General features: G+C 40.7%; 24 protein-coding genes. 18 read left to right on the top strand and 6 right to left on the bottom strand.

Features of this window, described 5'->3' with window-relative positions; translation table 11 throughout:
- Positions 1–34: 34 nt before the first annotated feature.
- The 7 genes from NQT65_RS11860 (at position 35) to NQT65_RS11830 (ending at position 5,132) form a co-directional block, all read left to right on the top strand.
- Positions 35–187 carry a hypothetical protein gene (locus NQT65_RS11860; protein WP_024031649.1) on the top strand — a complete coding sequence of 51 codons (153 nt, stop codon included), beginning with the start codon at positions 35–37 and terminating at the stop codon, positions 185–187.
- A gap of 85 nt (positions 188–272) precedes the next feature.
- On the top strand, positions 273–857 hold the full coding sequence (locus NQT65_RS11855; RefSeq protein ID WP_256851254.1) for a glycosyltransferase: 585 nt from the start codon (positions 273–275) through the stop codon (positions 855–857).
- Complete coding sequence (locus NQT65_RS11850) at positions 854–1,873, top strand: glycosyltransferase (protein WP_096042208.1); 1,020 nt, start codon at positions 854–856, stop codon at positions 1,871–1,873. Before NQT65_RS11855 ends, NQT65_RS11850 begins: the two co-directional genes overlap by 4 nt.
- Complete coding sequence (locus NQT65_RS11845; protein WP_256851253.1) at positions 1,870–2,904, top strand: glycosyltransferase; 1,035 nt, start codon at positions 1,870–1,872, stop codon at positions 2,902–2,904. The genes NQT65_RS11850 and NQT65_RS11845 overlap by 4 nt, the downstream gene beginning before the upstream one ends.
- Positions 2,888–3,958, top strand: coding sequence for a glycosyltransferase (locus tag NQT65_RS11840; RefSeq protein ID WP_256851252.1), 1,071 nt, complete (start codon positions 2,888–2,890; stop codon positions 3,956–3,958). Before NQT65_RS11845 ends, NQT65_RS11840 begins: the two co-directional genes overlap by 17 nt.
- On the top strand, positions 3,948–4,790 hold the full coding sequence (locus tag NQT65_RS11835; RefSeq protein ID WP_256851251.1) for a glycosyltransferase family 2 protein: 843 nt from the start codon (positions 3,948–3,950) through the stop codon (positions 4,788–4,790). Before NQT65_RS11840 ends, NQT65_RS11835 begins: the two co-directional genes overlap by 11 nt.
- A 117-nt stretch (positions 4,791–4,907) precedes the next feature.
- The gene (locus NQT65_RS11830; RefSeq protein WP_054983520.1) at positions 4,908–5,132 is read left to right on the top strand and encodes a hypothetical protein; all 225 of its coding nucleotides are present in this window, start codon (positions 4,908–4,910) and stop codon (positions 5,130–5,132) included.
- Here the strand turns inward: NQT65_RS11830 and NQT65_RS11825 are convergent.
- Positions 5,129–6,331 carry an MFS transporter gene (locus NQT65_RS11825; RefSeq protein ID WP_256851250.1) on the bottom strand — a complete coding sequence of 401 codons (1,203 nt, stop codon included), beginning with the start codon at positions 6,329–6,331 and terminating at the stop codon, positions 5,129–5,131. The genes NQT65_RS11830 and NQT65_RS11825 overlap by 4 nt on opposite strands.
- Before the next feature lie 101 nt (positions 6,332–6,432).
- Between NQT65_RS11825 and NQT65_RS11820 the strand changes: the two genes are divergently transcribed.
- Positions 6,433–7,215, top strand: coding sequence for an AraC family transcriptional regulator (locus NQT65_RS11820; protein ID WP_256851249.1), 783 nt, complete (start codon positions 6,433–6,435; stop codon positions 7,213–7,215).
- Between the two features lie 15 nt (positions 7,216–7,230).
- Here NQT65_RS11820 and NQT65_RS11815 read toward each other — a convergent pair whose 3' ends face one another.
- The 3 genes from NQT65_RS11815 to NQT65_RS11805 all read right to left on the bottom strand — a co-directional run bounded on the left by NQT65_RS11815 (position 7,231) and on the right by NQT65_RS11805 (position 10,726).
- Complete coding sequence (locus tag NQT65_RS11815) at positions 7,231–9,291, bottom strand: TonB-dependent receptor (protein ID WP_256851248.1); 2,061 nt, start codon at positions 9,289–9,291, stop codon at positions 7,231–7,233.
- A 74-nt stretch (positions 9,292–9,365) separates the two neighbouring features.
- Positions 9,366–10,022 (bottom strand): YoaK family protein, encoded by a 657-nt coding sequence (locus tag NQT65_RS11810; RefSeq protein WP_256851247.1) that lies wholly within the window; start codon positions 10,020–10,022, stop codon positions 9,366–9,368.
- A gap of 11 nt (positions 10,023–10,033) precedes the next feature.
- Entirely contained in the window at positions 10,034–10,726 is a 693-nt protein-coding gene (locus tag NQT65_RS11805) for a substrate-binding periplasmic protein (protein WP_256851246.1), read from the bottom strand.
- A gap of 118 nt (positions 10,727–10,844) precedes the next feature.
- On the opposite strand from NQT65_RS11805, the gene NQT65_RS11800 reads away from it, so the two are divergent.
- From NQT65_RS11800 to NQT65_RS11780, 5 genes are all read left to right on the top strand, one after another.
- Positions 10,845–11,093 (top strand): TIGR03643 family protein, encoded by a 249-nt coding sequence (locus tag NQT65_RS11800; protein WP_004588496.1) that lies wholly within the window; start codon positions 10,845–10,847, stop codon positions 11,091–11,093.
- Between the two features lie 76 nt (positions 11,094–11,169).
- A complete protein-coding gene (locus tag NQT65_RS11795) occupies positions 11,170–11,532 on the top strand; it encodes a hypothetical protein (protein ID WP_024031662.1) in 363 nt (120 codons plus the stop codon).
- 23 nt (positions 11,533–11,555) lie between these two features.
- Positions 11,556–12,635, top strand: a complete 1,080-nt coding sequence (locus tag NQT65_RS11790) for an endonuclease/exonuclease/phosphatase family protein (RefSeq protein ID WP_256851245.1) — start codon at positions 11,556–11,558, stop codon at positions 12,633–12,635.
- Between the two features lie 582 nt (positions 12,636–13,217).
- A complete protein-coding gene (locus NQT65_RS11785; RefSeq protein WP_126006094.1) occupies positions 13,218–13,631 on the top strand; it encodes a helix-turn-helix domain-containing protein in 414 nt (137 codons plus the stop codon).
- Between the two features lie 161 nt (positions 13,632–13,792).
- Positions 13,793–14,263, top strand: a complete 471-nt coding sequence (locus NQT65_RS11780; protein ID WP_126006096.1) for a hypothetical protein — start codon at positions 13,793–13,795, stop codon at positions 14,261–14,263.
- Between the two features lie 362 nt (positions 14,264–14,625).
- Here the strand turns inward: NQT65_RS11780 and NQT65_RS11775 are convergent, their stop codons facing one another.
- The gene (locus NQT65_RS11775; protein ID WP_256851244.1) at positions 14,626–16,002 is read right to left on the bottom strand and encodes an NAD-dependent succinate-semialdehyde dehydrogenase; all 1,377 of its coding nucleotides are present in this window, start codon (positions 16,000–16,002) and stop codon (positions 14,626–14,628) included.
- A gap of 182 nt (positions 16,003–16,184) precedes the next feature.
- The gene (locus tag NQT65_RS11770; RefSeq protein ID WP_054983507.1) at positions 16,185–16,703 is read right to left on the bottom strand and encodes an NUDIX hydrolase; all 519 of its coding nucleotides are present in this window, start codon (positions 16,701–16,703) and stop codon (positions 16,185–16,187) included.
- A gap of 238 nt (positions 16,704–16,941) precedes the next feature.
- On the opposite strand from NQT65_RS11770, the gene NQT65_RS11765 reads away from it, so the two are divergent.
- The 5 genes from NQT65_RS11765 to NQT65_RS11745 all read left to right on the top strand — a co-directional run bounded on the left by NQT65_RS11765 (position 16,942) and on the right by NQT65_RS11745 (position 22,716).
- A complete protein-coding gene (locus NQT65_RS11765; protein WP_256851243.1) occupies positions 16,942–18,282 on the top strand; it encodes a sigma-54-dependent transcriptional regulator in 1,341 nt (446 codons plus the stop codon).
- A gap of 212 nt (positions 18,283–18,494) precedes the next feature.
- On the top strand, positions 18,495–18,710 hold the full coding sequence (locus NQT65_RS11760; RefSeq protein WP_004588505.1) for a hypothetical protein: 216 nt from the start codon (positions 18,495–18,497) through the stop codon (positions 18,708–18,710).
- Positions 18,711–18,737: 27 nt separating this feature from the next.
- The gene (locus tag NQT65_RS11755; RefSeq protein ID WP_256851242.1) at positions 18,738–20,222 is read left to right on the top strand and encodes a sensor histidine kinase; all 1,485 of its coding nucleotides are present in this window, start codon (positions 18,738–18,740) and stop codon (positions 20,220–20,222) included.
- Entirely contained in the window at positions 20,223–20,684 is a 462-nt protein-coding gene (locus tag NQT65_RS11750) for a response regulator (protein ID WP_024031669.1), read from the top strand.
- 61 nt (positions 20,685–20,745) lie between these two features.
- On the top strand, positions 20,746–22,716 hold the full coding sequence (locus tag NQT65_RS11745; RefSeq protein WP_256851344.1) for an ATP-binding response regulator: 1,971 nt from the start codon (positions 20,746–20,748) through the stop codon (positions 22,714–22,716).
- Positions 22,717–22,726 lie beyond the last annotated feature (10 nt).

Raw genomic sequence — 22,726 nt, 5'->3', positions numbered from 1 at the left:
TTATGGACTGCATATTTATTATGAGGTGAAACAAATGAGAATTTTATCTACAAGCGAAGTGGGGGCTGAATTGGAAGCGGCCAAATCACGTTTAAAAAAACTACCACACTGGAAACTCTCTGAAAAATTAGCCTTAGAGCTGCGCTTAAAGCAATTAAGTGCTTATTTTAACGATTACAAAAGTTAGCGCTTAATTTATTAGCGTAATAGATACGGAAATTAATGCCCTTGTTTAAAGCGGTTTTAAATAAAAATGTGGCTAAGGAAGAATAATGAAAAGCAAAAGATACTGTAAAACTGCCATTGTGTTAGTAACTTACCACTGCAATGAAGGTGTTATAGATCGGGTTAAAGAAATACAAAAATACGCCAGTAACTGCATCATAACCATTGTTGATAATTCAACGCAAAAGTACAAACAAAGGTATAACTTACGCCTAAGGTTAAAGGCGATTGACCCAAACATCATTTATATTGATCACCAGCTAAACTGTCGGTTTGCGGCTTATAACGTGGGGCTGCAAGCTACGTTAAGTGACTTTGTGGTTTTTCGTACAGATGATGACGTATTTGATGAAAAGCACACTTTTAAACTAATAAACGAAGGCTTTGAAGAGGACTTTGTTTTTACTCCTTATTACTTTGATAACACAAAGAAAGTAGAGCACACCTATCAAAGACCGCTGGAAAGCATAATATTTAAAAAAGATTCTTTATTAGAGTTTTTACCCTTTGAAACAGCGCCAAGCAGTGATTGGCAGTTAATGAAAAAAATGTTTACTGCAAAAAGCAAAAAGGAATCGTCATTGGTTCTTTTGTATAAAAAGCCGCACGGACGCGAGGAGCTTGCAGTATGAAACTTGCGATTATAGCTCACCCTCGATTTCCTATTAAATCGCCCTATGCTGGTGGGCTAGAAGCCTTTACTGGTGCACTGGTTGAATACTACCAATCAGTGTATGAGGTTACTTTATATGCTCACCCAGACAGCGAGGTTAACTGTAATTTAAAATCGTTTCAGATAGATAACAGCCAATATCAACAATATCCCGATATAGTTGAAAACGATTTTATGCTCAAGGTAATGGCCGATATAACTAAAGAGCAGTTTGACGTAGTACATAATAACTCTCTTAATCCCATCCCCATATTGTGGGCCAGTAAACATAACATTCCCATGTTAACCACATTGCATACGCCGCCTTATTCAAAACTTAAAGCGGTTGTGGGGCTGGCTTCTTACTCGCCGTTTATACACTTCACCGCAGTGTCGCATTCTTTAGCTGAGGCGTGGAAGCCCTTTATAAACGATAAAGTAGAAGTTACTTACAATGGTATAGACCTTAAACGTTGGCAGGTAACAAAGAACCCTCAAGATTATGTATTTACTTATGGCCGAATATTACCGAGTAAGGGCATTGATATAGCAATATCTACAGCGCAACAAATGGGGATTGCTATTAAATTTGCCGGCCCCATCGCAGATAAACACTATATGGATGATGTAGTACGCCCTTTGCTAAGGCCCTGCGATAGCTATTTAGGGCATCTTGATCACCACAGTATTAAACTCCAATTGGCAAATGCCAAAGCTGCTGTATTTGGCACCCGCTGGGATGAGCCATTTGGGCTTTCTACTTTAGAAGCTATGGCAACAGGTACGCCAGTGGTGTCGTTTAATCGCGGTGCGTTTGCTGAAATAGTCAGTGAAGGGGCAGGCGTACTGGCTAAAGGTAATAACGTAAACAGTTTAGCCGCCGCGCTTGAAGCTTCTTTTTCGTTAAATAAAAATGATGTAATTAAAAGCGCGCGTAATTTCCCTATAGCTAAAATGTGCAGCGAATACAGCAATATATTAGGGAGAATTGCATGAGAATACTAATGGTCGCAAGCCCTATAGTTTCTTTGCGACAACCTTTTAAGGGGGGTACAGAGGCCTTTGTTGCTAATTTAGCTAACGCACTTTGTAAAAAAGGGCACACTGTTGATGTGTTGTGTAAAGACGCTGATGAAGAAAACGAGTTTAACATTTTACAGTTAGATGAATCCCCCCTGCGCATGAAAGACAACATAACCACAGAAGAAGAAGGCCAAAAACTGTATCAGGCCGCCCAGTTTGCGCTAATAGATAATTCGTATTACGACGTGGTGCATTACCACAGTTATTATCATGCGATATATGATGTTGCATTACTGCACAATATAAAAAGCATGATTACTTTACATGCCCCTGTATCACCAAAGCTTGGCTTAATACATAAGCTGCATAAAGCGCGTAGCGATCATCGTTATATAGCCGTGTCTAACCGGTTGTGTAAAGAGTGGGAGTCTCAGCTTGGTAGCGCAATTAAAGTGATTTCAAATGGCGTTACTATGCCCAAAAGTGAATGTGTGCTAGAAGAAAATAAAACCCATGATTTGTTTTGGATGGGGCGTATTAACGCCGAAAAAGACCTAGTATCGGCGATTCAAATAGCGCAAAAGTTACAGCGCAATTTATGTATAGCTGGCCCCATTGAAGATGAAGAATATTTTAAAGCTAAAGTCGAACCCTTACTTACAGACTCCGTTTGTTATTTAGGGCATTTAAAACATGATGAGTTATTTGCAGAACTTGCTAAATCTCGCTTATTTTTAGCCACCTCTAAGTGGCACGAACCTTTTGGCCTAACAACCATTGAAGCGCTTGCTCATGGCATACCGGTTGTAGGCTTTAAAACAGCCATACCCGAAGAATTGCGATTTTCTAATGTGTGCACCGCACTAAACAATGTGGATGAAGCTGTATCAGCCATTAAAAAACTGGGCAAAATAACGCCGCAAGCGTGCCAATCATTCGCTAAAAACTTCGACTTTAACGTTACTGTTTCAAATTATGAGGCCGAATATGCAGCACTTATATGAGCCAAATTATGAGCCAAATTTACCGACTGTATTTTTTTATGTTCATCATCATGGCGCGGGCCACATTACACGCGCTGAATTACTTATAAATAAGCTTCAAAATAGCTATAACGTAGTGGTGCTCTATGGCGATTTAAAAGTCAAAATGGCTTTAAATAAAGTGTGTAAGCGGAGCGTTTTCGAAAAGCTGCCTTCAAAATGGGCAGAGCAAAACTCAGTGCAAAGGAGCTATAACGCAGCGTTTGAAGGAATAGAATTTAGCGAAGCGCCACTTGAGCGCTCTATAACTTTTAACTTATTAGCGCAGCAATACAAACCGGTATTATTTATAAGTGATGTATCGGCCGAACTCACTATTATGGCCAGAAGTATTGGTTTACCTGTTTTAATGCAGCGCCATTCGGGTGATATTAGTGGCGACCCTACTCAAGTGTTTGCCTATGAATGCGCGACTAAATTATACGCCCCGTACCCAAAGCAGCTAGAAACACCTCACTACGGCTATTTTAATAAAACCCATTATTTGGGGTTTATATCAAAATACACAGGTTGTGAAAGCGCCTCAAAAACAGGTTTTGGCAATCATATTACTTTGCTAATAACAAATGCCCAAAGAGCGGCATTAATTGCACGTGTACTTACTAATTACACAGATCACGTTGAGGTTATTGGCTGCCACGGCGAGCCTATTAAAGGAGTAACCTATAAAGGGATGGTGGCTAATATAAACCAAGCGATTACTGCAAGCGTTGTAGTTACAAGTGGTGGCAATAATGCAGTATCACAGTTGTTAGCACTGGGGAAAAAGCTGATTGTTATACCCGAAAACCGACCCTACCAAGAGCAAGATGAAAAAGCGCGTATGTTAGCTAAAAATAATCTTGCCGTGCATTTACCTTTTTCAGCGTTTTTACAGCAAAACAATGCCCTAATAGAGGCCGCATTAATTGATGCAAGAAAAACCAAAATGAGTAAAGCACAAATAATAAGTGATACAGAACAGTTTATTAGCGAATTTATTACGTTAGTTGAGGAGGTTGCAATTGAGCCATAAATTTTCAGTCGTTACTATTGTAAAAGGGCGTCACCAGCAACTTGCTAACCTTATTCATAGTATAGAAAATAGTACGCTGCGCCCAACCGATATGGTGGTGGTGTGGATGGATAAAAAAAACAGCCACAATGTTACCCCAAGCACGTCTTTTTTAACCAAAAATGTATATATGCAAAGCACAGGTTTACCCCTCGCTAAAGCGCGTAATACTGGGGTTGAAAATGCTCAGCAAAATAACGTTATATTTATAGACGTAGACTGTATTTGCTCTCCCACACTTTTTGAAAATTTACTGACTAAATTAACCCATAAATTAGTGGTAAGTGCCAAGGCAAAGTATTTACCGTATGTGCCTTGTAATGGTAACTACGAGCTATTAGTAGAGGAGGCTGTTGATCACCCTAAACGCAAAAACCTGCCTATAAACGAAAATGTAGATTTTTTAACTTTTTGGTCTTTAATTTTTGCGATTAATAAACGTGACTTTAATAAAGTGAATGGCTTTGATGAGCAATTTATTGGTTACGGCGCTGAAGACACCGACTTTGCTATGCAGTGTAAAGTTAACAACATAAAGCTTAATTACATTGATGATTGGGTACTGCACCAATACCACGACAAGTTTACGCCACCTATAAACTACGCCGAAGATATTTGTAATAACGCCAACACCTTTGCAAAAAAATGGCAGTTTTTACCTATGTTTGGTTGGCTAAAAAAAATGGCCGTTATGGATATAGTTAAAATTGACGAAAAGAACCACAGCGTTAAATTTTTAAAAAAGCCGACCCGCGATGAGATAGAAGCATGCCGTTCTACCTCGCCATATTAAATAAGGTGCGCTACATGCTAAAAGCTAAACAGCATAAAATGATAAGCAAAGATTATTAATTGAAATTTTTTTAACCAAATGACTGTCTATTTATAAGACAGTCATTTGGAGAAAAATATGTGTAGTTCACCGAAAAGTAGCCGAGCAGTTAAAAAGTCAGCCATTAACTTTAATGACGAACTAACCCAAGAGCAGCGTTTGCGTTTTGCTGCAAAAGCTAATTTAGCACAGCTGCGCCGCGAGCAACGTCAAGCCGCTAATAAGCGCTTTGAGCAAAAGCATCGCCCCGTAAAAAAGCCAGCAACGGGCTTGTTTTCATGGTTACAGCAGCTAGTAAGTTAACTATTATTAAGCGTGGTGTTTTTGCCGCTAAACCATCCACATGTAGCACATAACACACCTGCACCTGCACATAACCAAAGCGGCGCACTCCAGCTGCCGGTACTTGTATGTAGCGCCCCAGCTACCATAGGGCCAATAGCCGCCAACAAATAGCCAATACTTTGTGACATACCCGAAAGCGAAGCCGCTTGCGTGGAATTATCGGTACGTAAGCTAATAAACGACAGCCCTAAAATAAAGCACGCCCCCGAGCTAAAGCCAAGTAGTAGCGTCCACACTAATGCAAAGCTTGGCATATAAAGTAGCCCTAGCGCACAGCACGCACTCAGTGATGCGAGTATAAAGCTAAGCGCACTTTGATCTTTTAATTTTCCTAGCAAAGGTATAAGCACAAGCCCAGGTATGGCGGTCGCAATTTGAAAAGCACCATGATACGCGCCTGCTTGCGTTGCGCTTTGGCCCGCTTCGGTGAGTATGCTAGGCAGCCAAGTAATAATGATGTAATTTAAAAATGAATTTAGCCCCAGTAACAAGGTAAGTTGCCAAGCAAGTAGGTAGCGCCATACGCTTTTATTAAGTGTTGAAGCCTGTGCTGTTTGTGCCGGTTTTGTGTGTTTATTTAATTGCGCCATCCACACAATTAAAGTGGTAATTGTAATGAGTGCACTTGCCCCTAATGCAAACTGCCAGCCTAACCCTTCATATTGGCTAAGCGGATAAACTAATGCTGAAAAGCCACCCGAGGCAATGCCCATAGTGAGTACATAAGCAGAGGTCATTACCGCCACTTTTGCCGCAAAGTCGCGTTTTATTATACTTGGTAGCAATACGTTAGCTATGGCAATACCTGCGCCTATTATGGCTGTGCCTACAAAGAGCATAATGGATGAATTAACCACCCGTGCGGCAATACCCAGTAATATTAAAAATACAGCAAAAAACAATGTGCGCTCAAGCCCTTGGCGTTTAGCGAGGCTTGCAGCCATAGGCGATATAACGGCAAAGGCAATTAGCGGTAACGTGGTAATAAAGCCTGCTTGCGAAGCGGTTAAATTAAAATGCGCAATTATTTGTTCAAGCACAGGGGCAACCCCTGTAAAAGGCGCACGTAAATTGGCAGCAATAAGTAAAATACCCATTACAAGCAATACGCTTGAGAAGCGCGACATACCAGCATTACTGTGAGGTGTGTGAGTCATTATTACAAAATAAGTTAGCTAATTATTGGCGCTAGTATAAACAAATCAGCAGTATTATAATTTAGCTATACTGACATTAAATAACTAAAAACTGACAAAATATGTTTGAGCCTAAAGGGTGGGGATACCTACAAAACTACGAGCACATGGCACAGCCTATAATTGCCAAAGTAGATACCGCACAAGGCAGCAAAGAATACCCGTTACATACTCACCCTAAGGGGCAGCTAATTTTAGCGCTTGATGGTTATGTTACCTGCGAAGCGGCTAACAAAATGTGGATGGTGCCAACGCACAGTGCTATTTGGGTACCTGCAAATACCTTACACAGCAATCGCGCATCTGATAACGCCAAATTATGTTTTGTATTTATTGATGCCAATAAGCACGGCATGCCACAGCATACCTGTACATTAGCAATAACGGGGCTGGTAAAAAGTTTAATGCTAAAACTAGCGAGCGAACACCAAGCCTATAATGAAGACACTAAAACAGCACGTTTAGCTCAGGTACTGTTTGATTTATTAATTGAAATGCCCGCCCAGCCGCTCGACTTTGTGTTATCTAAGCATGCGGTTATTCAAGCAATGGGGCAGCAGTTACTCGCACAGCCAAATAATCGTAAAACCCTTGCGCAATGGGCACACGATTTTGCTTTAACCGAGCGGACGTTGGCACGGCTTATAAAAAAGCAAACCGGTATGACCTTTGGTAAGTGGCGAATGCAATTACATATAATTACAGCGCTGCAGGCTCTATCAGATGGGCAAACTGTACAGCAAGTGTCGGCATTATTGGGGTACGAATCGGTGAGTGCGTTTATAACTATGTTTAAAAAGGTAATGGGAAAATCGCCCACTAAATATATGGGCGATTTAAATTAACCTTTATACATGGTTTTACCACGTGTACGTAGCCGAAAGCATGGCGTTACGTGGCTTGCCAGGGAAGTACCTATCGCCAGTAAAGCTGGTGTAATCAGCACGCTCTGCATAAGCTTCGTCGGTAAGGTTAATTATACGTGCAAGCACTTCTAAATTATTGGTAACTTGCCACTTTGCACGCAAGCTTAAAATATCATGCCCCTCGTAACTATGTAGGTTTTCTGGGTCGGTATAGTAACTACTTACGCTATGCCATTGCAGTGCAAGCGCTAGGTTATTAAAGGCTTGCCAGGTTAAATCAAGGTTAGCCACATTGCGAGGCGCGGTGTCTACGTTGTTACCGTTTATATTTAGCCCATTAATTAACTGATTATTGGTATACGTGTGCTTTGCATGCGTACCTGCAAATTGTAAGTTAAGCGTTTTGCTTAATGCATAATCTACTTCAAGCTCAATACCTCTGTGACGTGAACTGCCATCGTTAACGTTAAAGAAGTCGCTATCGCGATAAATAGTATTGTGTTTGCTCATAGCATACACAGCCAATGCGTAACTTACATTGCTGTAATATCCTTTTAAACCAAGCTCGGCATTATTGGCTATTTCGGGGTTTAAATCGGCGGTCGTTTGCTCGCGTTGTAATTGGTAAAGCTCTGCCGCTTGCGGCGCTCGGTAGCCACGGGAAAAGTTAGCGTATAGCGTATTGTTATTGTTGAGCTTGTAGCTCACGCCAAATTTAGGTGAGGTATTGCTAAAGCTATTTTTACCACTGGCTGGGCGACTATAACGGCAACCGCCAAAACCACATTCTGTGCCGTCTTCTGTTGTGCGCCCTGTGAGCATATTATTAGTGTAATCGTACTGCATATGCTCATACCTGAGGCCGGCGCTAATAAACCATTTATTTAATTGCCACTCAACTGATGCAAACGGCGCATACAGGGTTGCGTTTACATCGTAATCGTAGTGTTTGCCTTGCGGTACTGTGGCTACTAAAAATGCAGAGCCTTGAGTTGGCTGGTTTTGGCTTTGAGTAAAGTCGCTGCGAGTGTATTCGCCATCAAGCCCTAGGTTTACTTTTACATTACTTTGCAAGTTATGTTGATAAAGCGATTGCACACCTATGCCTGTTTGACTGTTGGTTTCAAGCGGGGTGCCAGGTAAAAAATGCTTAAAAAAGTCCATGCTTTGGTCGCGCACATAAGGCGTAATAGAAAGCACATTGCCGTTTTTTAATTGCCACTGGGCGTTGCTCCACGCTCTAAATGAGCGGGCTTTTCTAAATGCATCGGGGTCAAAGTTTTGCTGTGCTATGTCTTCGTTTTTATAGCTTTCAAAACCCGTAATAAAGCCCGCAGTGTGCTGATCTAAATTTGTGTATGTAAGGCCAGAGGTAAGCAATAGGTTTGAGTGCTCAAAGCGGTGGCGAATATTTATTTTTTGCTGTTTAACGCTTTCATCATCACGGTAACCGGTATCGTCGGTAACACTGGCGTTTATGCCAATACCACTGTTGCCGTAGTCTTGCCCAGCGCGAAGCTTATAACGGGCATACCCGTATGAGCCATAATCAAGCCCGACTAATCCACCGTCTTGCGTGGTATCGGGCGTTATTACATTAATAACACCATGCACAGCATTTGAGCCATAAAGTGCAGAGCCGGGGCCTTTGAGTACTTCTATGCGCTGCGCCATTTCACTATGCGCTTCAAAAAGCTCGTTAATATTACAAAAGCCTGCAGCACGCAGTGCAATGCCATCTTCAAGGGTTAGTATGCCGCCACAGGCTGCCGCGCCCGAGAGCACCGGCGAGCGAAGGGCCGGTAGGTATTCTTGCCCATTTCCGCGCTGTACGTTAGCACCTGCAATACGTTGTAAGGACTCTTCAACATGAGTAGGCGCAATGCTATTTAACTGCGCTTCAGATAAGGTACTAATAGTAAGTGGATAGGGGGTAGCCAGTGCTTCTGTACGTGATGCGGTGGTTGTTATGGTTTCTATTGCATCATCGTTTTTATTATCAGCAATTGCAACGTGGCTGAGTGGCAATAACAGCGGCAAAATATAAGGTTTCATACATTCCTTTAAGGTGAGTAACGCTTTATTAACGCCATGGTAAGGTGTTTTAAACAGTTTTTAAACCGCTTGCGTTAAAGTGCGCGTATTCTATATACCCGGTAAGTTAGCGATAATATAAAGCAAGCCGCAGCGGGCACGGTTAAAGCAAGTAGGGCTAAGTGCTCATAAAGCATAAACCCGCACACTCCACCTAATAAAAAGCCGGCAATAATAAGTATAAATATTACGCCTTTGCGGGTATCAAAGGGTTCACCTTTTAGCACTTTGCCTATCATTAAACCTAGGTCGGTAAAAATACCGGTTAAATGAGTGGTGCGCACTACTGCGCCGCTGTAGTTAGTGGCAAGGGCGTTTTGTAAACCACAGGCGGCAGAGGCAAGCGTTATGCCATAAACATGGGCGTGGCTGAGTAAATAGGCGCTTAAAAGCAGTAATAGGCCTTCAATAAATAATAGGGTGTCGTAATGGCGTCCCAGCTTTAACGAGCCGCCGGTAAGTAAAAAACCAGAAAGGGCAGAGCCAAGCATAAAGCTCAGCACTACAGCCAATAGCAATAGTGCGCTAGAGACGTTACTCATTAAGCTAATGCCAAGTAGCGTTACACTGCCCGAAAGGTGCGAAATAGCCTGATGCTCAAACCCTAATAACCCAATAGCGTTAACAATGCCAGCAATAAAGGCGAGTGTAAACGCGCCGTACTCAACCCATTTTGGTAATTTAGTTAACATTGCCTACCTTATTAATGCACACCGAATTGTGCTTTATAGCGCTTTATTTGCTCATCAATGAGTGCGGTGTTGACCACGCCGTGCTTAAAAGCAATATAAACAGGTAGGGCGTAGCCTTCAAGCTGCTTAGCATGTATGTTTTTATAGCCTTTTGAGTACCATAAACCGGCTTGATAATTAGTTATTGCGTAGTCAACACGCTGTTTATTAAGCAAATCAAACGTGGCTTTAGTGGAGAGTGAATGCATAAAGTTGCTTTGTTTAATATTGTATTCTTTTGCCAGTACACTGGGTAATTTAACGCCTCTTAGCATAGCAATACGTGAATTTGATAAGTCATTATTAAGGTTCGCTTTTTGTGTGCTAAATAAACCAAATTGAGTGGTGTGTAGCGGCTCAGTGGTAAATTCTAAATATTGCGCACGCTCGGTATTATTAGCCAACGCAAAGTAACAATCGTAGTAACCTAACGTCATTTCTTTTTTAATGCGTGCCCACGGTAAATGCACCACCTCAATGTTTAAATTTAAATTACGCTCTATAAAAGCTAAATAGTCTATGTCTATGCCCGTAAAGGTATGTGTTTTATCGTCATAAATTGTAAAAGGCGGGTAATGGGTAGTTGCACAGCGCAGCGTTTTATTAGGCGCGGCTAATAATAGCGAAGAAAAACTAAAAGCTAAAAGCAGCAATAATGTGCGCATAAATGTAAATCCGATTTTTTCTTATGTTAGTGTGTTTATTATACAGCGATATTCGGTTTTGAGGTGATGATCTATGTATTTTTTCTTCTCGTATAAGTTTAAATTTTAAGAGATAACCATGTTTAACGCAGAGCAGCAATCGCGAATTATAGAAATGGCGTGGGAAGACAGAACTCCCTTTGAGGCAATAGAGCAGTTATACGGGCTTAATTATTCACAGCTGGTATTGTTTATGCGAGAGCATATTTCAAAGGGGAGTTTTAAAGTGTGGCGCAAACGCCACGCAGGGCGTAAAACCAAGCATTTAAAACTGCGAGACCCAGCCATAATGCGTAGCCATTGCAAAACACAGTACAAGCCGAGATAAATAGCTGCTTGCAGTTTCATATGATGTTCAGGCGTGTTTGATAATCTTTAGCTATTAACATTATTAGAGATTATTTATGAAAGCGTTTTTATATACGGTTTTTTTAGCGGGTGCCTTGGTTAGCGTTAATGCACAGGCAAAGCCCGACAAAGACAATCACGGCCATAAAAATGGTCACCATAAACATCAGCAGCACAACTATAAAAGCAGTAAGAAACTATCTAAAAAGCAGCAAAAAAAGTTAGTGCGTGCTGGGTGGACGCCACCAGGGTTAAGTAAGCGTTACCATAGAGGCGATTACCTAGACCGCAACGTTTATAAACAAGGCCGCGTTATTGAACGTTCTAGAGATAATGGTACAGTAAGTATAAAAATAGACAGTACAGTTATACACATGGTGCACGATACCCGAGAAATACTTTCAATTTTAACTCGTTAAGTACAATTTATAAGGATATTTAAATGCTCATTGCACTGGCTATAATCATTGGCTTTTTTTTATTAGTGACCTTGTTACCTATGTCGTACAGTCAGCACTACTTAGTGCGCAGCTGCGACTTCGTTCGACTACAGGTATTTTATATAGCCAGCGCTGTTGCAATTATATCGTTTTATTTACTGTGGCAAAGCAGCAATAGCGGGTATTTGTATACTGCTTTAACCGCATTACTAACCATGGCATTACAAGGTAAGTGGATATTTCCTTACACTTGGCTTGCTAAAAAAGAAGTTAAAACGGCCTCAGTGAGCGAAGATCACAGTGTTAGAATCATGTCGGCTAATGTGCTTATGTCAAACCACAATAGTGAGCAACTAATCTCACTGGTTGATAAACACCAGCCCGATTTATTAATTACCCTTGAAAGCGACAGCTGGTGGGAAAACAAATTAGCTGTTCTTAAAAAAAACTACCCCTATTATATTGAATGCCCTAAAGACAACCGCTACGGCATGCATTTATACAGTAAATTTAAAATTCTTGATGCGCAAATATGTGAGCTCATTGAAGATGATATTCCTTCAATTCATATCCTGTTCGAAAACAATGAAGGCCTTGAAATGCAAGGGCACTTTATACACCCCGCGCCACCAAGCCCAACAGAAGAAGACTCATCGCGCCCACGCGACTCAGAGCTAATAATGGTAGCTAAAGCACTTAAAAAGCCAACACGCCCGACCATTGTAGCCGGTGATTTAAACGACGTAGCATGGTCGCGCAGCACCCGTTTATTTATGCAAATAAGTGGTTTTTTAGACCCACGTAAAGGCCGTGGCTTTTATAACACCTTTCATGCAAGTTACTTTTTTATGCGTTGGCCGCTCGATCATTTATTTCACAGCCAAGGCTTTAAAGTAAAACGCATTAAGCGCCTTGCTAAATATGGCTCAGACCACTTTGCACTACTTACCGAGCTGGTGTATGAAAACGCCAAGCAGCATTCATTAGAAGATAAACCAAAAGAGCTAAAGCAAGAAGAAATTCAAGAGCTTGCTATGAGTAAAGCCGATAAGCGAAAAGTGCCAAGGTTTGAGAAGAGCTAGCTATTAGTTTTTAGCTATTAGCTGTTAGTTGAATATGTTTTAACTTGAACGCTCAGGTTTAACTCATGGTACTTCATCAGCCTGTGTAGGTCGGATAAGCGAAGCGCCATCCGACACAGTAAAATACCTTACCAGTTATAATCATTATTTATGTTGTCGAGTGCCTCATGGCGTGAAGCTACCTTCCAGATTTAACTCATTTCTGCCCCAAAACGTGTTTAGGCGAATGCCTCAAAAGAGCGATAAGCGGTCATTGATACTGGCCAAATATCGTCATTAATAGATTGGTAAAACTGCTTTTTGCGCATATATTCATGAAAATGAGCGATGAGCGCATATTGTTCTATTTAACTTTACCTAAAAACTTTAGAAAACATAGTTATAGTAATACCTTAGGTTATTTGTTAAAACTATATAAAGTAGATAAATGAGCGTTAAGTCGGCAGAAATATGTGTGATGAGCGCACTATTAATTGTTATATCGCTGTAAACATCGCCTGTCGCCCCACTGTCGTGTGAATTTCGTAACCGACAATCGATTAAAACATGGATAGTTTCCTCTCACATTGGTAAGGAGCCCAAATGATAGTCAAACGTCTTAGAGAAAAACGAAACTGGTCACAAGAACAACTTGCCACGTTAAGCGGCTTGAGTACTAGAACTATTCAACGAATAGAAAGTGGAAACAAGGCCAGCATAGAATCTCTTAAAGCCCTTGCCTCTGTGTTTGAAATTGACATTTCTAAACTTCAAGAGGAAATTATCGTGATAGACAAAACATCTAAAGAATGGAACAAAGAGCCAATATGGGTCAGGTTTTCGTTTTGGGGAGTAAAAGCAAGAAAGCAAATTGTTATGTTAGAAATTATAACGGTGCTCATGGGCCTATTAACTTGGTTCATAAAACCCGACGTAATTGCGACGCCGGCATTTTTTCTTCTAGCTTACATCTTTTCTAACATGAAGCACTATATTGATACGAAGAAATATTGGTGAGTAGCGATATAACAACTCAATAAACGCACTCACTTCGTTCGCCGGGACGCATACACGCAGGGCGGCTTCGCTATTATGCCCTACGTGTCTGCGCCCGTTATTGAAAAGCTAGGCTTAAAAATCAATTACCTGTGATAATTTAATATTTAAAAGGAATTAAAATGAGTTTTATTAATGAAATCAACGAAGCAAGAAGTGAGACTTTTAAAGAGTCTGTAAAACAAAGGCATGTTGATAAACAAAAAGAGTTACAAGAAGAACAACTTGAATTTCATAGTATAATTACTGAAACCATAAATAGAATCGACGAAATTAAATCTGGTATTTTAAATGCTGCGAAAAGAGATGATCACTCATATATCATCCTGGACAATTTCAAATGGGTTAAATCACCTTACTTTCTAGGTTCTGTTGATTTTGATGGTGCGGCACTTAATACAAGTGAACTCCTCTCAGGAGATCCAACATTATTAGGATTTAACTCTGAATGGCACAAGACATATCGTCAGTTTGTGAGAGAAACAATTAAAGATAAACTTTTTTTAAATCTCTGGGAGCAGTTAGAATCATTAGGCCTTGAGCCTTTTGTAACAAATGATGGTTTTAAAAATCAGTTTGGTGTCAAACTTTAAGCCTAGCAAGAGTCTAAGGTTACGACAGTCCGCTCATGGCACAGAGCCGACCTTCGGCTCTAACTCGTTTTTGTCCAAAAACGAGTTTACTGACCGTTTGCTCACCACTCTTACCTGCCTAGCTAAGCCAGGTTGTCTAAATTCTATGCTCAGTATTAGTCAATTGACAGCTTTGTTTTTAATTTCTCTCACAGTGTTTACGGTTTTAAATACACTTGTTGTATAGATCTATTCGTGCATAAAACCATGCAGATTCGTCCATAAAAAAAGCCTAAAAGTGATTGCTCACCTTTAGGCTTAATAATATTTTTTAAAACACGTATAAATATTTTTTTAATACGTGTATCTCAGGTGTAGCTAAATTAGCTATTGATCATAATACATTTGATATTCACAAATTCGCGCATACCAAAGCCGCCGTGCTCTCGGCCGTAACCACTTTCTTTAACACCACCAAACGGTAGGTTTGGTTGGGCAAGGCCGTAACCGTTAATATTGATCATACCGGTATCAAAGTGCTTTTTAGCCAGTTCAATGGCTTTTTTCTCATCTTTAGAGAAAATACCACCGCCTAAACCATAGCGAGAGTCGTTGGCGATGCGCATTGCATCGTCGTTGTCTTTTGCTTTTATGAGCGAGGCTACAGGGCCAAATAATTCGTCATCGTATGCTGGCATGCCTGGCGATAAATTATCAAGAATAGTCGGTGGGTAGTAGTAACCTGTTTGCGATGGAACTTCACCGCCTGTGACTACATTTGCACCTGCTTCAACAGATTGCATTACTTGGTCGTGAATTTTATCACGTAAATCTTCACGTGCCATTGGGCCTAGATCGGTATCTTCGGCCATTGGGTCGCCCATTTTTAATGCTTCAAATTGCGCTTTAATTTTTTCTTTAAAGTCATCATATAATGACTCTACAACCACAAAGCGTTTTGCCGATACACAGGTTTCGCCGTTGTTGATCATGCGCCCTGTAACACAGGTTTCAACAGCAAGGTCTAAATCTGCATCATCAAGTACTAAGTAGGCATCGTTACTGCCAAGCTCAAGCACTGTTTTTTTAACGTATTTACCTGCTTCTTCAGCTACTTTTTTACCGGTAGCGTCACTGCCTGTAAATGTTACGCCGCTGATTGCTTTGTGTGAAATAAGCGCGCTGGCAGTTTTGCCATCAATAAGTAAGTTGCTAAAGCAATATTCAGGGAAGCCCGCTTGTTTAAACAGGGTATCGATTTTCTCTGCCATACCAAATACATTACCGGCATGTTTAAGTACGGTGGTGTTACCGGCCATAATGTTAGCTGCACTGTAACGAATTACTTGGTATAGCGGGAAGTTCCAAGGCTGAATACCTAATAAAACGCCCGTTGGTTGGTAGCTAACAATAGCGCGGCCGCCATCCATATCGCGCTCTTCATCGCCAAGTACTTGTGGGCCGTTTTCGGCTGTGTAACGACAAATACCGGCGCACAGTTCAACTTCTTGAAAACCTTGCTCGTACACTTTACCCATTTCTTCGGTCATTAGCTTAGCAATGGCTTCTTTTTGCTCTTCAAATAAAGAGGCTAGTTTATTTAAATACTTAGCACGCTCGGTAAATGAGGTTTGGCGCCATTTTAAATATGTTTCGTGAGATTTTTCGACTACCTGCTCAGCTTCCTCTTGAGAAAGCAGCGTGTAGGTATCAATGGTTTGTTCAGTTGCGGGGTTGATTGTTTTAACTGTGTTACTCATTTTTATCTCCTTACAAATTAGTTATCAGTAAGGGTGCAAACACAAAGCCAGTTTGTTTTATAAAGTAAAATAGAGTTTAAGTTATTGAATAGTAGTCGCTTTAAATTTAATTGTGGGATGTAAATAAAAAGCGAGTGATGAGCAAGCAGTAAAAAATACTGCTTTATGCAAATTTTACAGCCTTAGTTAAATAGTTGCTGTGCTATTTGTTTTAGTAGGTAAGTTTCACGAATGATAGACAACCCTTGTTTTTCACTAAGGCTCATTGTGCGCTCGTTGTGTGCAATGGCGTCGTATATATTGACCCATTTAGGCGTCATACCATTTTGTTGCTCGTAATGTTCAAGCTGTGCTTTGCCAAGCTCTTTGTCTGTATCGCATAAATAGCAATACGACTGTATATGTATAATATCAAAGTCGTCTTTGTACCAAGGGCGGTACTCTTCGTATAACCCAAAGGGTTTAATAACCTGTATATTTTGCGCGCCAGTTTCCTCGCTAAGCTCTCTTATTAACCCTTGCTCTAGGGTTTCACCTTCATCCACACCGCCGCCGGGTAAACTGTAGTCTTCGTAGCGATTGGTATACATTAATAAAATGTGTGCATCTTTAATCACAATGGCGCGGCCTGTGCGGCGGGTAAATTGAGTGCCTTGGTTTAAATTTATGCCAGGGTGGACCATTGTTTTTAATAATTGCATTTTGTCTCCTTTTTAAAAGCAAAATTATATCAGCTGGTATACTTAGGCGAGTAGTAAAAATAATTCTAATTATTTTTAAAAATTATGATCGGTATGGCTTAAGTTTACGTACATACTCGGTTGTTAAAATTAAACGTTAAAAGACTCAATAGTTTAATCATTTTTAAGAGATTCTAGTAGCCCCTTTTATTTGCAAAATAGGGTGCGTAGAATAAGAAGAAAAGCATAGGGATTTATCATGTTAAACATACTTTTAGTCGATGATGACGTTGAATTTAGTGACGTTGTTTGCCACATTGTCGAATTCCTCGGGCACAACATTTGTACTGCAACTAGCTTAAAAGAAGCACATCAATGGTTTGAAAATAATACCTTTGATCACGTGTTGCTCGATTTTATGCTGCCAGATGGCAGTGGTCTTCATTTACTCGATCATTTAAAAATGATTGGGCAGTCTCCAAAAGTGACGCTTATTTCTGGCCACCCTTCAGTAAAAGGGATTTTGGCAGACATGTGTGAGCAAGATGTTGGGCATTTATTAAAGCCGCTGCAACGCGAAGACCTAGAGCTGGTATTAAATGGCCCTAAAAAAACAGCTAAAAAAGCTAAAGTTCCGGCTATTACTCGCCATTTTAATAGTTTAATTGGTGAATCAGAGCCAATGCAAAAGCTTTACACCATGATAGAGCGCGTAGCTAAAACCAATGCTAACGTGATGCTAATGGGGGAAAGCGGTGCAGGTAAAGAAGTGGTCGCCCAAGCAATTCATAACGCAAGCCAATGCGAAGGCCCTTTAGTGGCGAGCAACTGTGGTGCTTTGTCTAAAGAGTTAATAGGTAGTGAGTTATTTGGCCATGAAAAAGGGGCTTTTACAGGTGCAATTGCCCGTAAAGAAGGTGTGTTTGAGCAAGCAGACGGCGGTACGTTATTTTTAGATGAAGTAACCGAAATGCCTATAGATATGCAGCCAAACTTACTGCGTGTGCTTGAAACTAAAAAAGTAACACGTGTAGGCGGCAATCGTGAACTGCCTATAAACTGCCGCGTTATTTCTGCGACTAACCGTTCGCTGACCGACTTAGCGCAAAATAATATTATTCGTGAAGATATTTACTTTAGACTTGCGGTTTTCCCCATTGATATACCTGCGCTGCGAGAGCGAAAAGAAGATATTCCACTGCTTGCGAAAGCCTTTTTAGAGCAACTTAACGATGAAAATGGCACTTCGTTTTATTGGCACAACGAGCAGCTAAAAGAACTACAGCAATACGAGTGGCCAGGCAATGTGCGTGAACTTCGCCACGCTATCCATCGCGCCTTTATTATGAGCGACCCACAATCGAGCGAAATTACACTTCCGGATAACTTAGAGTCGCCGTTTTCGCGTGTAAATACGCTAGTGGCCGACAACCATGTTTCGGCAGGGCAAACCATTGAAGAAGTTGAAAAAGAGTTAATCCACGCCACGCTAGATAAGGTGCAAGGTAATAAAACGCTAGCTGCGCAAATGCTAGGGATCAGTACAAAAACATTGTATAACCGATTAAACGCATACGGCGGAATTGGAGAATATAAATAACCTGAACTCTGAATAATAAACCTATCTCTAGCAGCTATTTTCAACGTTAACTGCGTTTAATTTGCTTGCTATAGGCCAGCTATTGACGCGTAAATTCGCCTTGTTTTCATTGAAAATCTCTGGCTAGAGAAAAGAATTTGGTTATCACTATAATTTAATATTTTAGTAAGTCTCTTAACCAGAGTTCAGGTTGAATAAGTATAGGAAGTAATATGAGTGATGAAAAAGAAGTTAATACGCTAAATAAATTGGTACATGATGCGAGAGCTCCACTGAATAGAATTTCTATGAATGCAGAGCTAATTAAACTGGTATTAGAAAACGATATGCCAAAAGATAAAGCGTTAGCAGCACTCGATAAAATAATTTCAAACTGTCAGCAATGTAGCGAAAGCTTGCAAAACATTACTGATTTTAATAATAAGTAGTCATTTAAAATTAGGTATTTACACATAATGAGTAAGCAAAAGCAGCAGGGTAAAACGAATATAACGTGGGCCGCTTTTATCGCAATAGTACTGTGTATTGTTGTTGGCAATGCAGTTTTGGCATTAAGTACTATTCAGGGATTAACGCAAACCCAAAAAAGCTTGGATAACACCAGCTTATTAGCCGATGGTATTGAGCGTCTTCACTTATCAATTGTGCAGGCAGAGTCTGGCCAGCGCGGCTACTTACTCACCGAAGAAGAAGACTACTTAATGCCTTATTACGATGCGATAGGGCAAATAGAATCGCAAATGGAGCATGTAAAGTCTCTACACTCTGAAATTGAGGGCCAAGCTGAGCGAATTGCTGAGTTATTAGTGTTAACAGAAGCTAAAATTAAAGAGCTTAAACAAACGGTTAAGCTGGCTACGAATGACAAAGAGCGCCGTGCGTTATATGTATTAAATACGCACAGAGGGCGAGAGCTATACAAAGATATTCGCGTTAAAGTTAATGATATTCAAGACCGAGAATTACTGTTTAAGGTGAGCCATTTTTCTAAGCTGGCACAAATAAAAAATGAAGCAAAAATCACCTTTGCTATTACAGCGGTTACTAGTGCGCTTTTAATAATAGGTATGTTTTTATTAACCCGGCTAAACTTAAGAAACGCGGCTAAATACCGTGAGGAGCTTGAAATACAAAACGAAACACTTGCAACTAAAGTGTCTGAGCGTACCCAAGAGCTGACCTTATATTCAGATGAGCTTAGCCGCTCAAACCGTGAGCTTGAAGAGTTTGCGTTTGTTGCCAGCCATGATTTACAAGAACCACTTCGAAAAATTCAAGCATTTAGTGACCGCCTAGAAACCATGTTTAAAGATGAACTGGGCGAAAAAGGCATAGATTATATAGGCCGTATGAAAAATGCAGCGCAACGTATGTCTAACCTTATTAACGACTTGCTAGAATTTTCGCGGGTAACAACGCGAGGTAAAGACTTTGATGACACTGACTTAAAAGGCGTAGTTAACGACATTTTAAGTGATTTAGAAGTTGCCATTAAAGAAAGCAATGCGCAAGTAGAGGTGGGCGAACTACCGGTTATACAAGCCGATAAAAGCCAAATGCAGCAGTTGTTTTTAAACTTACTGTCTAATGCTGTTAAGTTTAGAAAACCAGGTATTGATCCACACATAAGCGTAATGTACGAACACAAAGACGAGTTTAGTGAAGAGCACAACGAGAAAGTGGGTTGGCAAATTATTACCATAAAAGATAATGGTATTGGTTTCTCACAAGAGTATGCTGATAAAATATTTGTACCATTTCAGCGCCTGCATGGGCGTTCGGAATATAAAGGCACAGGGATTGGGCTTTCAGTTTGTAGGCGTATAGTTGAGCGGCATGGTGGGATAATTACCGCTCATAGTAAAGACGGTGAAGGGGCAACCTTCATAATAAAATTACCTGTGGAAACAACGCTTTTCACACTTCAAGGAGAGGCTTAGATGCCGTATTCAAAAGTGAAACCTATTACAATATTAATGGCAGATGATGACGAGGATGATCGCCTACTCACGCAAGATGCGCTAGCCGAAAGCCGTGTATTAAACGAGCTGCATTTTGTGGAAGATGGGGTTGAATTATTAGAGTACTTAGAGCGCAAAGGTAAGTTTGAAGATAAAAATTCATCGCCACGCCCAGGGTTGATTTTGCTTGATTTAAATATGCCACGTATGGATGGCCGTGAAGCACTTGAGGCCATTAAGGCAAACCCAAACCTTAAAGGCATACCGGTTGTTATTTTAACCACCTCTAAGCAAGAAGAAGACATGGTTAAAGGTTATAACTTAGGAGCGGCCTCTTATATTACTAAACCGGTAACATTTGATGGCTTGGTTGATTTAATGAAAACCCTAGGAAAATACTGGGTAGAATTTGTAGAGCTGCCGACAACGTTTAACGACTAGATAAGTAGCAACATTAAGCCCCTAATTAGGGGCTTATTAAATGCAATTAAAAGGAGGTAGTATGTTAGATAAAGTGACTCGCTTACTTTTAGTAGAAGACGATGAAGATGATTACATTCTCACTTGCGACTACTTAGATCAGTTAGATTCACATACATTTGACATAGAATGGATAAGCTCTCCTGAGCAAGCAATAAGCATTTTAAGTAAAAACGATCACGATATTTGTTTGCTTGATTATCGATTAGGCGCCTCAAATGGGCTAAGTGTATTAAAAAAGGCCATTGCTAATGGATTTAGCGGGCCAATTATTATGCTTACGGGGCAATCTAATGATGAATTAGACTCTGCAGCACTTGATGCCGGCGCGGTAGATTACCTTATAAAAACAGAAATGAGTTCGAGCCGGTTTGCTCGCGCTATACGTTATGCTTTAGCGCGTAAAGATGTTGAAGGCGAGCGAGTAGAGCGTTTAAAAGCCGAGGCAGAGAACCGCTCAAAAGACAGATTTTTAGCCCACTTAAGCCACGAATTACGTACCCCGCTTTCATCTATATTAGGTTACACAGAGTTACTGCTACAAAGCGACTTTAGCAAACAGGCCGAAAACGAATTAGGGGTTATTTACCGAAACGGTAAGCACTTGCTGAGCTTGTTAAACGACGTGCTCGATTTATCTAAAATTGCTGCCGACAAATTAGAGCTCACCTTAAGTGAAGTAAACTTAGATAGCATGCTGGCTGATGTTTACACCTTAATGCGTGTATCTGTGCTTGATAAAGGTTTAAAGCTTCGCTTTGAGTCTCTACAGCCTTTACCTCTTATTGTTAGAGTAGATGCCACCCGCGTACGCCAAATACTCATTAACTTAATCAATAATGCGGTTAAATTTACTGAAAAGGGCGAAATAGTGGTTAGTGCCTGGACCGAGTGGGTTGAAGGCCAAGAAATGCTATTTTTTAGTATTAAAGACTCAGGCATGGGGATTGCCCCTGAAAAACAAGCATTAATTTTTAAACCCTTTGAGCAAATAGCCGATGTAGAATCGCGCTCTGTTGGCGGAGCAGGCTTAGGCCTTGCTATTTGTGCCGAGCTATTAACGCGTATGCACGGCAGTATTGATTTAACCTCTAGAATGGGAGAAGGCTCTACCTTTACTATTTCGGTGTACCCAGGTGATATAAGTGAAGTAGAACGCCAAGTATTAAACTTTAGCAGTGGCTCGCAATTACAGACAAAATCAGCACCATGCAAAGTGACCGGCCGCGTATTAGTGGTTGATGATTTACGCGATTTACGCATGTTAGTTGGCCATATGATTAGCACATGTGGTGCGCGTGTAGACTACGCCGAACATGGCCAGCAAGCGCTTGAAAAAGTAAGAATTGCCGAGGCGTACCGCTCACCTTACGACATTATTTTTATTGATATACATATGCCTGTAATGGGTGGTAAAGAAGCGACAATAGAGCTTAGAAAAATGGGCTATACAGGCCCAATTATTGCGCTTACTGCCGCCACTATGAAAGGTATACATGAAGAACTTGCAGCCCTTGGCTTTAACGATGTAATACCAAAGCCCGTTGATAGCTCTTCTTTGTATCAATGCTTACAAGATTACTTAGTATCGCCAGAGCATGCGCCTCAAGCTAAAAACATTCACAGCGACAAAGCTGTAATAGAGAAAAAACAGCGCTTTTTATTGGTTGAGGACGACCAAGATGCAGCGCAAATTACGCAGTTGCTGCTAGAAAGTTTAGGGGTAGAAACCGTTATTACCTCAACGTGTGCACAGTGTTTACAAACCCTCAATCATGACCAACAATTTAATAAGGTATTGCTAGATATGCACTTACCTGACGGGCGTGGTGTAGATTTAGGTAAGCAAATTAACGAACGTTACCCTGACTTAAGCTTGGTGATTGTTAGTGGTGCAGAGCCCGATCCTAAGCAGATCAAAGATTTAAATATTAATCATGTACTTTTGAAACCGATTAATCTGAGCTTATTAGAAACCTTGATCAGCTCGTAATTTAGAAGTT

The organism is Pseudoalteromonas agarivorans (assembly GCF_024518735.1).
Lineage (GTDB): Bacteria > Pseudomonadota > Gammaproteobacteria > Enterobacterales > Alteromonadaceae > Pseudoalteromonas > Pseudoalteromonas atlantica.
This window is presented reverse-complemented; position numbering and strand designations above follow the sequence as displayed.

Bases quoted from the DNA above. Each gene is read 5' to 3' on its own strand.
- NQT65_RS11860 (WP_024031649.1), top strand. From the start codon at position 35: ATGAGAATTTTATCTACAAGCGAAGTGGGGGCTGAATTGGAAGCGGCC.
- NQT65_RS11855 (WP_256851254.1), top strand. From the start codon at position 273: ATGAAAAGCAAAAGATACTGTAAAACTGCCATTGTGTTAGTAACTTAC.
- NQT65_RS11850 (WP_096042208.1), top strand. From the start codon at position 854: ATGAAACTTGCGATTATAGCTCACCCTCGATTTCCTATTAAATCGCCC.
- NQT65_RS11845 (WP_256851253.1), top strand. From the start codon at position 1,870: ATGAGAATACTAATGGTCGCAAGCCCTATAGTTTCTTTGCGACAACCT.
- NQT65_RS11840 (WP_256851252.1), top strand. From the start codon at position 2,888: ATGCAGCACTTATATGAGCCAAATTATGAGCCAAATTTACCGACTGTA.
- NQT65_RS11830 (WP_054983520.1), top strand. From the start codon at position 4,908: ATGTGTAGTTCACCGAAAAGTAGCCGAGCAGTTAAAAAGTCAGCCATT.
- NQT65_RS11825 (WP_256851250.1), bottom strand. From the start codon at position 6,331: ATGACTCACACACCTCACAGTAATGCTGGTATGTCGCGCTTCTCAAGC.
- NQT65_RS11820 (WP_256851249.1), top strand. From the start codon at position 6,433: ATGTTTGAGCCTAAAGGGTGGGGATACCTACAAAACTACGAGCACATG.
- NQT65_RS11815 (WP_256851248.1), bottom strand. From the start codon at position 9,291: ATGAAACCTTATATTTTGCCGCTGTTATTGCCACTCAGCCACGTTGCA.
- NQT65_RS11810 (WP_256851247.1), bottom strand. From the start codon at position 10,022: ATGTTAACTAAATTACCAAAATGGGTTGAGTACGGCGCGTTTACACTC.
- NQT65_RS11805 (WP_256851246.1), bottom strand. From the start codon at position 10,726: ATGCGCACATTATTGCTGCTTTTAGCTTTTAGTTTTTCTTCGCTATTA.
- NQT65_RS11800 (WP_004588496.1), top strand. From the start codon at position 10,845: ATGTTTAACGCAGAGCAGCAATCGCGAATTATAGAAATGGCGTGGGAA.
- NQT65_RS11795 (WP_024031662.1), top strand. From the start codon at position 11,170: ATGAAAGCGTTTTTATATACGGTTTTTTTAGCGGGTGCCTTGGTTAGC.
- NQT65_RS11790 (WP_256851245.1), top strand. From the start codon at position 11,556: ATGCTCATTGCACTGGCTATAATCATTGGCTTTTTTTTATTAGTGACC.
- NQT65_RS11785 (WP_126006094.1), top strand. From the start codon at position 13,218: ATGATAGTCAAACGTCTTAGAGAAAAACGAAACTGGTCACAAGAACAA.
- NQT65_RS11780 (WP_126006096.1), top strand. From the start codon at position 13,793: ATGAGTTTTATTAATGAAATCAACGAAGCAAGAAGTGAGACTTTTAAA.
- NQT65_RS11775 (WP_256851244.1), bottom strand. From the start codon at position 16,002: ATGAGTAACACAGTTAAAACAATCAACCCCGCAACTGAACAAACCATT.
- NQT65_RS11770 (WP_054983507.1), bottom strand. From the start codon at position 16,703: ATGCAATTATTAAAAACAATGGTCCACCCTGGCATAAATTTAAACCAA.
- NQT65_RS11765 (WP_256851243.1), top strand. From the start codon at position 16,942: ATGTTAAACATACTTTTAGTCGATGATGACGTTGAATTTAGTGACGTT.
- NQT65_RS11760 (WP_004588505.1), top strand. From the start codon at position 18,495: ATGAGTGATGAAAAAGAAGTTAATACGCTAAATAAATTGGTACATGAT.
- NQT65_RS11755 (WP_256851242.1), top strand. From the start codon at position 18,738: ATGAGTAAGCAAAAGCAGCAGGGTAAAACGAATATAACGTGGGCCGCT.
- NQT65_RS11750 (WP_024031669.1), top strand. From the start codon at position 20,223: ATGCCGTATTCAAAAGTGAAACCTATTACAATATTAATGGCAGATGAT.
- NQT65_RS11745 (WP_256851344.1), top strand. From the start codon at position 20,746: ATGTTAGATAAAGTGACTCGCTTACTTTTAGTAGAAGACGATGAAGAT.